Raw genomic sequence first — 15,166 nt, 5'->3', positions numbered from 1 at the left:
AACTTATAATGGATCGGCTTGCGCAATCGCGTCGGGATCGGTGAGATCTTCAGGCACCTCATTCCAGCTAGTACCCTCTAGCAATGGACGTGTATTCCAGTACTGATTTTGCCGCCCGTTACTATAACCGGCTGAGCTAAAAATAAATTTTAACCAGCTGGCTGAATCAGCAAAATTTTGCTCTTGCAACAGACGCTTCATCACCAGCATCGGCGCATAGTAGAATAGTTTCCAAAAATAGAGTGCATTAGCGCCGGCAAAATCCATTGGTTAGGTCTTATTGTCCACTTTATAAAAGAAGCTTTCGACGTTATCAATACTTTCTAGACCAGGGAAAGTTCCATTATGGTAATTTTTGTCTAATTGCCACTCTCTCATACCGTTTATTTTGCGAAATAAAATATCCGGTTGTTTGCCACTTTGATATTCAGCTTCTAAATAGAGATTATCTTTATCGCCGTGAGCATCATTATAGCGATTAAGGAAGCAGGTTACGGTAGTGGGCTGATCACTGAGTTCACCGATATAGAGCAGTAACGAATCATTATTTTGCCAAATATTTGTTTCTTTAAGTTTAAAGATTTTATTACTGCCATGAATAATTTCATTATAGGGTTTTAGCGTTAAGGTTACTTGCACACCGTTACGTGGCAGGGCGGGTTCTGGCATATATTGGATATCAAGGTTTAATAAGGTATCTAGTCCACGATCTGCACGAGCAGTCAATTCCTTAGCAAACAGGGTATTGAGCCGGACTTGATAAATACCGCTATGCTTTTGCGGTTGGTCAGACTGATAAATATCACTGAGTCCACCTTCCATATATTTTGTTTTGTTAATTGCCGTTTTTAGTAATAGAGGTTGGGTGTCATCACCAACTTTGCTTTGGATAGGAATTAGGTGGCTGACGGAACCCATATCACCACCATCTCGATCACTCACACTTACCATAAACTCTATAGAGGATGTTGATGATAATTTATTTAATTGAAGATTCCAGGCTTTATTAGGTAAGACTAATTGCCAATAAAAACCTTCTTCAATGATTTCTTGGGTCGCTTGAATAGCACCATCGAATCTTGCTGTCAGAGTATATCTATAAGGCCTTTGGATAAGCATTGATGATACGGGATTGCCGTTAACTTTGAACACCTGACCAAAATTTTTCGCATAAATATCAAAGGTAGATTGTTCATCGGTTGGTGTGACATAGTCTATTTGCAAATTGGCGTTGTTAGCCCGGAAGGGTGGCAGCTCAATTCCCACGAAGCTACGTGAAATTGTGGGTGCTGCTTGGGGTGAATTGGTATAACTGGTCACCTGGTATTTACCTGCATGTTCACCCTGGGTTTGCTTAAATATGGCGGTCAGAAGATTGGTGGAGGTTGATGGCAGGGTGTAGTATTGAATTATTATCTGGCCAAATGGGGTTAATGAAAATTGGGTATCTAACGCGTCGGGCAGGGCGTCCAGATCGGGATCACCCGTATTTAAGTAGTTGTTATCTTGTCCTTTGGCTTCAATACGGACAATCACACAATTTAAGCGATATTGATTATTAACTGCATCTTTTATCAGTGATAACTGGCTTAAACCCTGCGATAACGGAGCAAGACCGCTGGGTATCTTTGGTGCAACGAAATGGGAAGTGGCGACAATATTAGTAGGAACCTGGGCAGTATAGCTTAATGGAGCTGGTACACTTAAAGCTATCGTCGTATCTAACTCACGCCAAATAACTGATAGACTAAGGAAAAATTCTGTCTGTTTAACATCGTTATTGATTAGAGTAAAATTTTGGGTAATTGTCCATGACTGCCCGGTAGGCATAGCGTCTTTATCATATTTTGGCTGTTTATGGTACAATATGACCAACATATTTTTTTGAGTAAGGTCGTAGGTAACAAATAAACCTACCTGCTCATTAATAGTTGGCTTATCTTTATTCAAAAGAGCAAGAAGTTCATCATTAATATCTAATGTGGTGTAGGTAAATGGCGTGCTCCAGTTGCCATCGTAAGGGATATGCGAATGTTTTAGATCATAAGTGTATTCGGGAATAGATGGCTGTTTGGCCAGTATCTTTTTTTTCTATATTTACCTGCCGTTGTTCTAACCAAAACAGATACAAACGTGATTTAAAAATAACTGGCCGGATGAGGTTTCGATACGGTTTAGCAGAGGCGGTAATGGCCTGCCATTCTGTCCAGGCATCAGCCGGAACCCCTTGGTTGATAAACATATCATGATTAACTTTACGCCAGGAATAGTTGGGCGAAGCTTCTTGGCTGGCACCGATAAGATAGGTGAAACCTTTTTGCACATCTAATTGGTCATGGTAGCCACTGATTATGGTTAAATGGGCAACCAACTCAAAATCGGTCAGGTAGCTATGGAAAGCCTGTTCAACAATATCGCTGGTTAACTGACTTTAATTAATTGCTTGCAGCAACTTATTCATCATCTGGGTTTGGCCGATCCGTTGAATCGGATTAATATAGTTTTCTGGATAGTAGTCCAGTTCCCTAATGCCAGCCCAGCTACTGTAACGGCGATTGTATTGTTCCCACTGTTGGAAGAATGGCCGTTGCAGGGCAGAATAATTTACCCCAACCTCATACTCGGGCTGTTGAATGCAGCGATTAATGTAGAGTTGCACACTCGCCATGGCTGCAGCTATCTGGCTGGTTGTGACTTGATAACTGTCTTGGTTATCAATTAATAGATAGCCATATAATTGATCTCGGTTAGTGAGCACTAGGTTGTTGTCAGCGACATAAGCCAGATAATAGTAAGATTGCGCACGACTGAGATTTTCAGCTAAAATACCATTCACGGTTTTGAGTTGTGACTTGTTAAGGGCATTTAACAGGCTGGTGGCTAAGAATAACAAAAAGGGGGCCAAATCTGGCTGAATTGGGATGTTAATATTGAGTTCTTGAGACAAAATTGGTCAATAAAGGTTGTTGTTGGATATAGGTCGCTTCTTTGTTGATATGAATATTTTTGATTAACAATCGGTTGCTGATTTTCACAATTGTAAATTGTAATTTCATTAGGTATTTTTAATGTTGCCAGTCTATCAATGTGGTAAGTTCATATTCATTTTCACTGAATCTTTTTCGCATCCCCTAAATATTGGATGCCCGATGTTGTTTCATAAGCCCAACCATCTTGTTTATCTTGATTCCAATCAAAAATCTTGGCCTTGATTTTAAATTGATTATTCCCTAGAGGATAAAGTAACAGTATATAGCCAGGATTTCTTTCTTCAATATCCAAATACCATAATGCAATATTCCCATTATTGTTAATGATAGCAGCTTGATAACTATAATCTCCCGATGCTGGATCATAACCTCTTGCCAATGCAGCAATAGCATTTGTTAATCTATCAATTGGAACTTGGGTTTGTAGTTGTAACGAAGACAGTGTTAATGGGTAATTATTAGAGGGATCGTATAAGCTGCCAACCACTGTGGCATCAACCGCTAACGTTTGCCCTGCCTGATACCACTGCTGAATGAATAAGCATTGTTGGACATCGGTAACAATGGTATCGCTAGTGGCGAGTTTATCAACTTGCTGAGCAGCGGCGGTGTATTCGTCAACTGGAATATTAATCGCTTTTGCCAGCATGCTGACAGTGAGTTGATTTTTACCCAATGAAGTAATGGCGACGGGTGCTTGTGTCGCCAATAGGATGGTCCAATCATGGAATTGAGTGATAAATTGTAAATTGTTTACCGTTAGATAAACTTTGGTTAACGCTTTTTTCAAATGCTCTGGTTGTTTTACAATTAGCATGACTTCAGCCAGTGGTAGCTTAAACAGGTTGGTTATAAGCGCTAATTGGGCAATGCGGTGGCAATAACGGATGGCGGTTGGACTGAGAGTAAAAGGTTTATCAATGTTAATGTTACCGACTTGCTGCCAAAATTGATTGGTGTCTAGGTCTTCAGGACGAATTTTAATATTATCCAGCCAAATCAGTAATTGGTAGGCGATATCTGCTGACGAAAGCGCTAACTGGGAAGCAAAATAGGGTGCTAGCGCCTTTTTAAGCGCATTATCTGATAAATTCGGATCATCTAAATTACTTCTTAGCGTAATAATCAAATTTTCAATTTCAGGTGACTGATTGGTATCAAAATTATCTGTCGTTAATGCGGCTAACCTTGCGACATTAAGATTCTGTTTATTTAACCATTCGACGGTGGTATTTAGTTTGTTAATTAATACGCCAAATGGAATATTTTTATAGTCGAGTAGAGTAAATAAGATAGTTAATTCAGCAACCGTTAGATGAAAAGCAGAAGTTAGTAGATAGAATGAATAAAAACCGCTAGTTGTTGTTATGTCATTTTTACAATAGTTATCGTCTTTAAAAGTCCGTAACATCTGATATAACTCTTGGTCATTAACACCAAACGCTTGCTTCAGGTTAGATTTAAAGACATTTTGGGCGCTGGGCGCGATATCATAATCTTTATCGTCCGGGGCAAACTTTTGACCATATAAAGGTGGATTATTAAACATTTGATCGTATTGACTAAGTTCCCCATTAACGAAGGTTTGACTAATGGGTTGGCCGGCTAATACCCGTGCTTGTGGTTCTTTAATGGTATCGTATTGTTCATATAGTTTTATTTGCAAAATTTCAGTTAAAATGTCATCTGTGACGTAACCATTCCTTTCGTCCACTAAATTAAGTAGCGTAAGTGGCATAAGCTGAGTGGTTTTGTGTAATAAAACAATTTTATGCACTTTTAGTAAATGTTCTTTAAGCTACTTTTCCGCCGCATCTTTATTAGGTAGTAATAGTTGAAAAAATCAGGTGGTAATCGTAATTTTCTGCCAGCGCAACCGCTGTGGTCAGGGTTTGTGGTGGAATGGTGCCAAACACTTTTTGGTATTCAGCGTCAAGATTATCTGGAGTAATTTCCGTGGTTAATAGTGTATAAATCGGCGGTGATATTTTTAAATCGGTACATAAGATAAAGGTTTCATCGGTATTGGCCGGACGATTTTCCGGCTGAATCAATTGCGCCAGCATGACATTACGGTTTTGTAAAACCTGCTGAATAACATCGGTGTAATAATAGGGGCCATCGGGATTTAACGTATCTTTAGCTAACGCGTCGAGAATTTTTTGTTTATCGTTATCACCGATTTTTTTTGCCAATTTGGGCCGCTAGTATTTGATTGGATAAGGTTAGCGTGCTTACTGGTGTATCTATATTGTCCTGACTCAAAACCAGATCTGCTAAGTCAGGGCGACGATTGTCGATAAAATAGGGCGAATTTACCGGATGCAGTTTTTGTGCTTCGCGATAAAGTTTTACCAGATAAGCGGCTGGTGAAAACATGGATGCGATATTACCTTGATTGACAAAATCGCTCTCACGATTGGGAATAAAATCGTTACTGTAAACATGGCTTCGTCATACTGCAGTTGTTGCGCTTTTGTGTTGCTAAAATTTGTCTGTAATTGAGTCGCGACCAGATGTGTTGATTGTTTTGGAATGGCTTGGCGGGTGATTTGTTGCTGGTATTGAGTATTATTTTTTGCCTGGATCTTTTTGGCTTGGGCTAACAGTTGGTCACAATCCTGCAAGCTTAATTGATTATCGGCAACTTGATAAAGTTCTTCTTTAGCGTAATCAGCTAGTTCACTGAATGATTTAATATTTAATTTATTAATAATATTCTTAATGGAATTTTTGTTAATTTGGTATGACATAAAACCCTCACTTATATTAGATGGCTCTATCGTTGTTTTAAAGAAAAGGTATATCTTTTGATGTAATATAAAAATCAGACGCGATTATTTATATTCATATTTTTTAATTTTATTTTATTTTAAAATTTATAAATTAAACGCTTAATTTTATCTATTGGAATTAAATAATAATTATAAAAATATATCATATAATTTTTTAATAATTAATTTTATTTCTTATATGTAATTATGATTTTTAATTTGAAATAAATCCGTTAATTAATATCTAATGTAGGATTAGAAAGGAATAATAATGAAAAACACTATACAATATAAGCAGAAAAGCTATCGAGGATGCTATCCATCAGACGAGAATGGCAAAGTAATAATAATGAATCCGGAGCGAGGTTTTAGACATGAAAATATAATTTTATTAAATGAAGATTTAATAAATCCCTTTTCCGGTGAATGTTATCAAATTTTTCAGCAATATATATCTAACAGAATATATAAATAAAGATCTTGATGATAAAGCTATTGAGCTGATTAATTATGTCTTTCGCCAAGCGACATTAGCCGGTGTTAAGTTGCTGGTTAGATTTGTCTATAAATATGCTAACCATATTCTGGAGCCTGAAGTAGAAAAAGTAAAACAACATATGCGGCAATTAAAGCCACTATTGGCCAATGGCGTAATATATGCCTTTCAATTTGGTTGGATTGGTACTTGTGGCGAGCAACACGGTAGTTGTTATAAAGATGAGGAAAAGCGTCAAATCTACCGTACATTTTATACCGATTTTATGCCGGCAAATAGAAAAGTAACCATGCGTTATAAGCCTAATGAGATATGTTGATTAACTCACTTGGCCCGCTACAGTTTGATGACCAATTTCGTATTGGTTTGAATAATGATTACTATACCTTAGATGCGCATAAATATGCTACTGGTAATAACTTTACTTGGCAAAGTGCGGTATATAACGATCTGAAAAAAATTGGTGTAAATTCTATCTATGACGTTGAAATGCCTTATCACGATGATGGCCGTGATGCCTGGTGTCTTAATGCTATTCCTGCTGATTTTGGTTGGGGAACGATTTGGAGCTTTACTGAATTAGGCGCTTCAACTTTTAGTATTATACATAATTTAAATTTATGTATAGCCGCTTTACGCAAAGCAGTTATAAATTTAAAACGGTTTGAAAATACAGGATTTATTTGTGACCGGGATTATTTTTGGGATCAAACAAAGGAAAGTTATACCACAAGAAGCGCCTTACCCATTGTTTGTTAGAGTCGGTGATTATTTTGATTTAAAGTTTAGCCTAAAAAATTATGGTTTTGCCCGACCAGTAAACGTTAGGCCAATTGCGATTGTGTTACTCGATGAGCAACATGAGATCAAATGGCAGTTTTTTTTGCCAGCTGGTGCTGAGATGTGTGCTGCGGGTAGGGGATATACATTTAGTATTTCCTGTCAGGTTATTAATATAAAAAGCGGAAAACATTTGCTAGCGTTATGGTTACCCGATGAAAGTCCTATGTTAAGAGATGATGTCAAATATGATATACAATTGGCAAATGGGGGAAGTAATTTCAGTTTAATCGTTACCGATAAACATCGTTTTAATGTTTTCGCTAACATACCAGTTATTGAATAAAACTCAGCTAGTAAATTGAGGGCGTTAGCCAGTTTTTAGCTATTAATGTGTTTTTTTCATTCAGTTAGCGGCTAGTAAAATTTAATTTCATCGATTAAAGTTAGTTATTAATTAAGTGTTTAATAAATAAAAAAGCTGAAACACATTGTGTTTCAGCTTTTTCACTAGTGAGAAAAATCCATTATTTTTTGATTTTGTGTTGCCTGAATAGAGGTGAGCGCAATGGTATAAACGATATCATCAACTAGCGCGCCACGGGACAAGTCATTAACCGGTTTACGCATCCCTTGTAGCATTGGGCCGATAGAAACCAGATTAGCTGAGCGTTGTACCGCTTTATAAGTGGTATTGCCAGTATTGAGATCAGGGAAAATAAACACCGTGGCTTGACCCGCTACCGGTGAATTTGGTGCTTTAGATTTAGCTACATCGGCCATAATGGCGGCATCATATTGTAGTGGACCGTCGATCACCAGATCTGGCCGTTTCGCTTGTGCCAAACTGGTTGCTTCACGTACCTTGTCTACGTCACTGCCGGCACCGGAGTTACCGGTAGAGTAAGAGATCATCGCCACGCGTGGTTCAATACCAAATGCTTTGGCAGAGTCGGCTGACTGAATGGCAATTTCCGATAATTGTTCTGCCGTTGGGTCTGGATTTATTGCGCAGTCGCCATAAACTAATACTTGCTCAGGTAACAGCATAAAGAATATCGAGGAGACGATTGAACTACCTGGCGCAGTTTTGATTAGTTGCAACGGTGGGCGAATAGTATTGGCGGTGGTATGAATTGCGCCGGAAACTAAACCATCAACCTCATTTTTTTCCAGCATCATGGTGCCTAACACCACATTATCTTCTAACTGTCCGCGCGCAACAATTTCAGTCATGCCTTTATTTTTACGCAGCTCAACCAAACGCTCAACATAATTTTTCCGTACTGATTTAGGCGCCACAATTTCGATCCCCGCGCCTAATTCAATTCCTTGCGCAGCGGCAACCCGTTTTATTTCATCAGGTTCACCTAGCAGAATACAGGTGGCAATACCTCTTTCAGCGCAAATAGCCGCCGCTTTTACCGTACGCGGTTCATTACCTTCCGGTAGCACGATACGTTTGTTAGCTTTACGTGCGAGCTCGGTTAATTGATAACGGAAAGTCGGCGGTGATAGCCGTTTGGGTTGTTCAGAATCAGCAGTCAGTGAATTGATCCATTTTTGGTTGATATGTAAAGCAACATAATTTTGTATTTTTTCAATTCGCTCATGATCATCTGCATGCACTTCTAAGCTGAAACTTTGTAGACTTAATGAAGTTTGCCAGGTATTGGTATCTACCATCAGCACCGGTAAGCCCGTTTCGAAAGCACGGTGACAGAGATCGTGTATCGGCTTGGCAATAGGGTAACCGCCAGTTAACAGTAACGCGCCAATTTCGATACGATTCATGGCAGCTAGACAGGCAGATACGATAACATCTGGGCGATCAGAAGAGGTCACCAGCAATGTGCCGGGACGAAACAGCTCGACCATATTGGGCACACTCCGGGCACAGAAAATAACCGATTTTATGCGCCGGGTTTGTAATGCACCTTCATTGATGATGGTGGCACTCAGATGATTCGCAATATCTATACCACGGGTGGCTATCAGGTCAAAATTCCACGGAATACAACCCAAAATTGGTAGCGGACAATTGTCAGCTAACGTTTTACTGTCAATTTTTGCGATTGTGGCTTTCGTTGATTCATCAAATATTTCTGATAAATCAGGACGGGTACGGCCATGTTCATCAACTGGTGCATTGAGTTTATTAATAATTACCCCAGTGATATTTTTATTTTGTCCACCACCAAACTCTGCGCGGGCTAACTCAATGCGCTCTTTTAACTGTTCTGGTGTATTATTACCCAGAGCGGTGACAAAAATAACGTCAGCCCCCAGTGTTTTAGCGATATCGTAATTCAGCGATTGGGCAAAAGGGTGCTTACGGGTAGGCATTAAACCTTCGATCAGAATAACTTCAGCCTGCTGCTTATTGTCATGGTATCGCGCAACAATCTCTTCCATTAAAACATCTTTTTGATCATTAGCGAGTAGGGATTCAACATAACTCATTTTTAGTGGTTCAGCGACCTGAACACTAGAGTGGGAGCGTAATACTTCAGTTGTCTGATCTTTATTACCAAAACGGGGTTGAGCAATGGGTTTAAAAACCGTTAGACTAACCCCTTTTTGCTCCATTGAACGAACGACCCCTAAACTGACACTGGTTAAGCCAACACTAATGTCAGTCGGTATTAACATTATTGTACGGGACACAAGTACCTCTTTAACAATTGCAAGATGTTCAACTTAGTACTGCCAATCAGTAGACTGACAGTTTCTAATCTATTTATGCCGTTAGACGGCTCGCGTCCTGAGCAATAACTAACTCTTCATTTGTTGGAATAACCAGAGCAGGAATGCTATCGTCAGTTGTGATCTTGCCTGATTTGCCAAAACGGGCGGCTAAGTTGCGCTCGTGTTCATATTTAATACCAATTAAAGATAGCTTCTTAAGGGTTAATTCACGTACTAAAGCTGAATTTTCGCCAATACCACCGGTGAAGATAATAGCGTCTAGGCGTCCTTCCATTAATGCACAATAAGCGGCGATATATTTGGCTAAACGATGACAATAGACATCCATCGCTCGTTTTGCATCTGCTTTAGTGTCATAATTGTCTTCGACATAACGACAGTCGTTGGTAACTTCAGTTAATCCAAGTATGCCAGACTCTTTGGTTAATAATGTATTGATCTGATCAACACTCATACCCAAGGTGTCGTGAAGGTGGAACACAATAGCTGGATCGATATCACCACTGCGGGTTCCCATTACTAAGCCTTCTAGCGGTGTGAGACCCATTGAAGTATCTACAGATTGACCATTAACGACCGCGGTAACTGATCCACCATTGCCCAAATGACAGGTGATTACATTCAGTTTATCGATCGATTTATTCAATTCTTTGGCAGCTTGCTGGGAAACATAGTAATGACTGGTACCGTGCGCCCCGTAACGACGAATACCATGCTTTTTGTAAAGATTATAAGGTAGAGCATATAAATAAGCTTCAACCGGCATGGTTTGATGGAAGGCGGTGTCAAATACAGCGACATGCTTGTCATTTAAATGTGGAAATGCTTTTTTAGCTTCTTCAAGTCCAATAATACCAGCAGGATTATGTAATGATGCAAATGGAATAGAGGCTTTAATGCCTTCAACGACTTCATCATTGATAATAACCGATTTGGTAAATTTTTCACCACCATGAACAATACGATGGCCAATAGCCGAAATGGCTTGCGCTAATTCTGGTTTTGCGGTGAGAATTTGATTGACAATGAAAGCCATCGCTTCACTGTGAGCAGCGCCTGAACCTAAAGCAGCTTCGTTTTTAGTGCTATCTATTTTCCACTTAATACGGGCTTCTGGTAGATGAAAACATTCTGCTAAACCAGATAGTTGTTCTTCGCCGTTAATCGGATCAATGATAGCAAATTTAAGGGAAGAGCTACCGCAGTTGAGGACAAGTACCAGCTTACTTGACATGGAATCACCTACTATATCGTTATCATGGAGTCTTCTTTGTCAGATTAACCAGGAAGACTAGGGTTAATAAACATCAATCCAATAGAATGCTAGTAGCCTAGCTTATCCCTGGGATCATACTGAATGATTAATATCATATTTATGCGATATTATGATATTTTAATTGTATTTATTGACATAAATAACTATGTTTGCAATGTTAATATTAAAGATGCAATATAATATTAACATTATGAATTGAAAGCATAGTAATAGACCAAATATAAACTTTATATGATATAAGTTTTTTCTATAGATTATAGAAGTCGTGGCCTCAGGCAACCAAAGTTGCCCTATAAATTCTACTAAAAAGATTTTGTGCTTTATATATTTTTTTTAAATTTTGCATGAGAAATTGATTGAAGTCATGTGAGGTATTGATGAATACGACACCAGAAACGACCCCAGGTTTCTTACAAAAGTTGAAATTAGGCCGGCAGTATGCCAAGACATTTCCGTTAGAAAAATGTTTGATGCCTATTTTTCCTGAACATCGGGTGATCACAGTTAGTCGCTTTGCGATTCGTTATATGCCTGCTGTTGCAGTTTTTCCCCTTACCTGGCAGATAGCATTAGGTGGTCAGCTGGGACCGGCTGTGGCGATAGGGCTTTTTGCTTGTAGCTTACTTTTGCAGGGATTATGGTGGTTAGGTAAGCGTTCAGTTACGCCACTACCGTCGGCATTACTAACTTGGTTTTATGAAATTCGTGAAAAATTTAATCAAGCTGGAATTGCCATCACACCCGTCAAAGGAACACCGACTTATCAGGCATTAGCAGAATTGTTAAAACGTGCTTTTAAACAATTAGATCGCTCTTTTATTGATGGTATTTAACATAATTTGAATAGTTATGGGTTAGCTAGTCAGTAATAGAGATAACATGCATTACAAAATAGGTTATTAATGGTTAAAGTTTGAAAATCCTTTTTAGATCAATAAAAGGTAAGTTATCACTATAAAAAGAAGGGCGGTAATGCGATGATTTAGCAAATTTCCAAGTATAGGACAACCATAATGGAAATGACTAATGCACAACGCTTAATTCTGTCTAACCAGTATAAAATGCTGATCAAGCTTGATCCGGATAATGCCAAACACTATCAACGCTGTCAAACTATCATTGAAAATGATTTTGGCTTGAAAATGAAGGAGTTAGAGAAAAATTTTACTGAGTTGTCAGAAGAAAATTGCCAGACTATCATTGATATTATGGAAATGTATCATGCCTTACAAGTTTTTTGGGAAAATTTGTCATCTAAAACCGATATTACAGACAGAAGAGTTATCTTTTTAGGCTTTGATGCTGTTACCGAAGCACATTATCTCAATTATGTTCGTTTTTTTGTGAATAATGAGAGTCGCTACCGTAATTTTGTCAGTGGTAGTGATGATTTTAATGCTTAGACACCTATGTGGGATAAATATCTAAGAATGTTAAAGGTTGGACATCTTGTCCGCGTCAGTATCATCTTTGTGCAGTAGAAATTAAGCAAATCATTAATGCATGACTTATCTAAGGAGCATCAATGGTATTAAAATGTAAGGGATTTTTATTTGATTTGGATGGCACGCTGGTTGATTCGTTACCTAATGTTGAACATTGTTGGTGAGAATTTAGCCGTCGAATTGGTGTATCACAAAGCGACGTGTTGGACTATATTCATGGCAAACCGGCGATCAGTTCTATCCGTCATTTTATGTCAAATGCCTCAGAAACTGAAATTGATGAAATTTTTATTGGCTGGAAAACCTAGAAGCAGCAATACTTCGGGTATTGTAGCGCTACCTGGTGCAATTGCTTTATTAGAACAACTCAATACATTTGCTATTCCCTGGGCAATCGTGACTTCTGGAACAGTTCCAATTTTTTAATCGTAGTAAAGCGGCAGGTTTGCCGGAACCGAAACACTGGGTCACGATTGAACGAGTTGAACAAGGTAAACCACAGCCAGATCCTTTTTTGCTTGGTGCACAACTACTAAATTTACCGCCTGAAGCCTGTATTGCGGTTGAAGATGTGCAGGCAGGGATCTATTCTGCTTTAGATGCGGATAGCCAGGTTATCGCTGTTCATGCGCCAGCAGTTATGGCACGGCGAGAAGAAATTTCATTAATTATCAAATCATTTACTGAATTAAATATTTCAAAACCAGATAACCAAGGTATTGTTACGGTGACTCAGCGATAAAAATATGTCAGTTTCATAAATTAGACCGACAAATCTGCGCTACTTATGGCAAATGAGTCCTATGAATAGATGAATAGACTTAATTTGAGGTCATTTTGAATAGCCAGCTGGTATGGGTATTAATTTTACTGCTAATAGTCGTCACTCTTTTTATGACTAATAAGATCCGTATGGATGTTGTTGCATTATTAGTCATTGTGGCTTTAGTGTTGAGTGGAACTCTGGCGCTTAAACAAGCAACAATCGGCTTTAGTGATCCTAATGTGCTGCTAATTGCGGCACTTTTTGTTTTTAGTGAGGGATTAGTCCGAACTGGTATTGCCTATCAAGTTGGCGACTGGTTAGTTGGTGCAGCCGGTAATAATGAAAATAAGATGCTGATTTTTTTGATGATCACAGTCGCAGGTCTAGGCGCTTTTATGAGTTCAACCGGTATTGTTGCCATCTTCATTCCCGTTGTTCTTAATGTTGCTAAACAGATGAAAATCCTACCAGGACGTTTGATGATGCGATTAGGCTTTGCTGGACTTATCAGTGGTATGATGACGTTAGTAGCGACCCCACCAAATATGATAGTTAATAGTGACCTGGTTAGAGAAGGTTATGCGGGATTCAAATTTTTTGCCATTACGCCGATTGGAATTGTGGTGCTGTTGCTGGCAATTATTTATATGTGGCTGGTTCGTCGTAGGTTAGGCAACCGCGCAATTGCAGCGGGTTCTGCTCCTCATTGGCGCACATTTCACGACTTATTCGTGATTATAAGCTAACAGGTCGCGCTCGTTGTTTAGCCATTTGTCCAGGTTCCCCCTTGATAGGTTATTCACTCGATAAGTTATATCTACGCACACGTTATGGTGCGAATATTATTGGTATTGAGCGTTGGCATCGTTTTCGTCTACTTATGCTAAGTGTAACAGCTGCAATAGAGTTACATGAACGTAATGTGTTATTAGTTGATATGTCGGATAGTGAGGTAGATCTTAATGAATTTTGTCATGAACAAAAATTGGCCCCAATGATTTTGAGAGGTGAATATTTCTCCGCACGTGCGCGTGAAGTCGGAATGGCTGAGTTCTCCTTAGCGCCGCAACCTGACTTATTAGGCAGTACATTGCGAGAAATTAAATTTCGTATGCGTTATGGCCTTAATGTTGTTGGCATTTACCGTGAAGGAAAAACTATCAATGATAAATTAATTGATCAGCCCATGCGTTTAGGTGATGTTTTACTGATCGTGGGTGATTGGAAATTAATTCGCTTATTGTCAACTGATAGATGTAATTTTATTGTGTTAAATTTGGCCGCTGAGGTAGAGGCAGTTGCTCCTGCTGCATAGCAAGCACCACATGCAATTTTTTGTTTGATATTAATGGTTACTTATGATGGCAATAGATGAAATTCCCAATTTTATTGCTGTACTGATTGCGTGTTTATTAATGGGAAAATTTCGCTATATTGATATGGAAAGCGCTTATCGTGCAATAGACTGGCCGAGTATTATGTTGATTGTTGGTATGATGCCCTTTGCATTGGCATTACAAAAAACTGGTGGTATTGATTTGATTGTTAATTTACTAATAGATATTGCAGGTGGCATGGGACCAAGGATAATGTTGCTTTGCTTATTTATTGTTTGTGCAGTAACTGGATTATTTATTTCTAATACAGCAACAGCAATGGCACCGGTTGCCATTGCTGTTGCTAATCATATGAGTGTTTCGCTAATACCTTTTGCTATGGTGATAAGTGTTGCAGCTTCCGCGGCTTTTATGACCCCAGTTTCTTCACCGGTTAATACTCTAATTTTGGCACCTGGTGGCTATAAATTCAGTGATTTTGTTAAATTTGGGGTTCCTTTTACTGTTTTAGTTATGGTTATCACTGTTGTTATTGTTCCTCAATTGTTTCCATTTTGAAGTTATCGCCTATTTTTTGTAACAAAAAGTAAGAT

14 protein-coding genes and 3 pseudogenes are annotated in these 15,166 nt (G+C 38.8%); 7 read left to right on the top strand and 10 right to left on the bottom strand.

Translation table 11 applies throughout. From position 1 onward, the window contains the following. Positions 1–3: 3 nt before the first annotated feature. The 8 genes from AC01GB_RS17555 to AC01GB_RS17520 form a co-directional block, all read right to left on the bottom strand. Entirely contained in the window at positions 4–267 is a 264-nt protein-coding gene (locus tag AC01GB_RS17555) for a hypothetical protein (protein ID WP_474452875.1), read from the bottom strand. Between the two features lie 3 nt (positions 268–270). Further along, on the bottom strand, positions 271–1,950 hold the full coding sequence (locus tag AC01GB_RS17550; protein WP_474452874.1) for a hypothetical protein: 1,680 nt from the start codon (positions 1,948–1,950) through the stop codon (positions 271–273). A 91-nt stretch (positions 1,951–2,041) separates the two neighbouring features. Continuing rightward, on the bottom strand, positions 2,042–2,371 hold the full coding sequence (locus tag AC01GB_RS17545) for a neuraminidase-like domain-containing protein (protein ID WP_474452873.1): 330 nt from the start codon (positions 2,369–2,371) through the stop codon (positions 2,042–2,044). A 60-nt stretch (positions 2,372–2,431) separates the two neighbouring features. Next, complete coding sequence (locus AC01GB_RS17540; RefSeq protein ID WP_474452872.1) at positions 2,432–2,947, bottom strand: neuraminidase-like domain-containing protein; 516 nt, start codon at positions 2,945–2,947, stop codon at positions 2,432–2,434. A 161-nt stretch (positions 2,948–3,108) separates the two neighbouring features. Further along, entirely contained in the window at positions 3,109–4,767 is a 1,659-nt protein-coding gene (locus AC01GB_RS17535) for a hypothetical protein (protein WP_474452871.1), read from the bottom strand. 43 nt (positions 4,768–4,810) lie between these two features. Continuing rightward, positions 4,811–5,185, bottom strand: a complete 375-nt coding sequence (locus tag AC01GB_RS17530) for a hypothetical protein (RefSeq protein ID WP_474452870.1) — start codon at positions 5,183–5,185, stop codon at positions 4,811–4,813. After that, positions 5,166–5,378, bottom strand: a complete 213-nt coding sequence (locus tag AC01GB_RS17525; RefSeq protein WP_474452938.1) for a Tc toxin subunit A — start codon at positions 5,376–5,378, stop codon at positions 5,166–5,168. Before AC01GB_RS17525 ends, AC01GB_RS17530 begins: the two co-directional genes overlap by 20 nt. After that, positions 5,342–5,743, bottom strand: a complete 402-nt coding sequence (locus tag AC01GB_RS17520) for a hypothetical protein (RefSeq protein WP_474452869.1) — start codon at positions 5,741–5,743, stop codon at positions 5,342–5,344. The genes AC01GB_RS17525 and AC01GB_RS17520 overlap by 37 nt, the downstream gene beginning before the upstream one ends. A gap of 443 nt (positions 5,744–6,186) precedes the next feature. Here AC01GB_RS17520 and AC01GB_RS17515 point away from each other — a divergent pair, with 443 nt between their 5' ends. The 3 genes from AC01GB_RS17515 to AC01GB_RS17505 are packed head-to-tail and all read left to right on the top strand — an operon-like array spanning position 6,187 to position 7,386. Further along, positions 6,187–6,579, top strand: a complete 393-nt coding sequence (locus tag AC01GB_RS17515) for a DUF4874 domain-containing protein (protein ID WP_474452868.1) — start codon at positions 6,187–6,189, stop codon at positions 6,577–6,579. Next, positions 6,573–7,019, top strand: coding sequence for a hypothetical protein (locus AC01GB_RS17510; RefSeq protein WP_474452867.1), 447 nt, complete (start codon positions 6,573–6,575; stop codon positions 7,017–7,019). Before AC01GB_RS17515 ends, AC01GB_RS17510 begins: the two co-directional genes overlap by 7 nt. Further along, positions 7,009–7,386 carry a DUF4832 domain-containing protein gene (locus tag AC01GB_RS17505; protein ID WP_474452866.1) on the top strand — a complete coding sequence of 126 codons (378 nt, stop codon included), beginning with the start codon at positions 7,009–7,011 and terminating at the stop codon, positions 7,384–7,386. Before AC01GB_RS17510 ends, AC01GB_RS17505 begins: the two co-directional genes overlap by 11 nt. A 164-nt stretch (positions 7,387–7,550) precedes the next feature. Here AC01GB_RS17505 and pta read toward each other — a convergent pair whose 3' ends face one another. Both pta and AC01GB_RS17495 read right to left on the bottom strand, forming a co-directional pair. After that, complete coding sequence (gene pta / locus AC01GB_RS17500; protein ID WP_474452865.1) at positions 7,551–9,707, bottom strand: phosphate acetyltransferase; 2,157 nt, start codon at positions 9,705–9,707, stop codon at positions 7,551–7,553. Positions 9,708–9,780: 73 nt separating this feature from the next. Continuing rightward, a complete protein-coding gene (locus tag AC01GB_RS17495) occupies positions 9,781–10,983 on the bottom strand; it encodes an acetate kinase (protein WP_474452864.1) in 1,203 nt (400 codons plus the stop codon). Positions 10,984–11,402: 419 nt separating this feature from the next. Here AC01GB_RS17495 and yfbV point away from each other — a divergent pair, with 419 nt between their 5' ends. The 4 genes and pseudogenes from yfbV (at position 11,403) to AC01GB_RS17475 (ending at position 15,131) form a co-directional block, all read left to right on the top strand. Further along, positions 11,403–11,858 carry a terminus macrodomain insulation protein YfbV gene (gene yfbV / locus AC01GB_RS17490; RefSeq protein ID WP_474452863.1) on the top strand — a complete coding sequence of 152 codons (456 nt, stop codon included), beginning with the start codon at positions 11,403–11,405 and terminating at the stop codon, positions 11,856–11,858. 180 nt (positions 11,859–12,038) lie between these two features. Beyond that, positions 12,039–12,532: pseudogene (locus tag AC01GB_RS17485) on the top strand (YfbU family protein). Between the two features lie 18 nt (positions 12,533–12,550). Further along, a pseudogene (locus AC01GB_RS17480) lies at positions 12,551–13,212 on the top strand (sugar phosphatase). 95 nt (positions 13,213–13,307) lie between these two features. Then, a pseudogene (locus AC01GB_RS17475) lies at positions 13,308–15,131 on the top strand (SLC13 family permease). The last annotated feature ends 35 nt before the right edge of the window (positions 15,132–15,166 follow it).

Source organism: Candidatus Arsenophonus phytopathogenicus (assembly GCF_056113345.1).
Note: the sequence above shows the minus strand (reverse complement) of the source record. Positions and strands in the feature narration are given on the sequence as shown.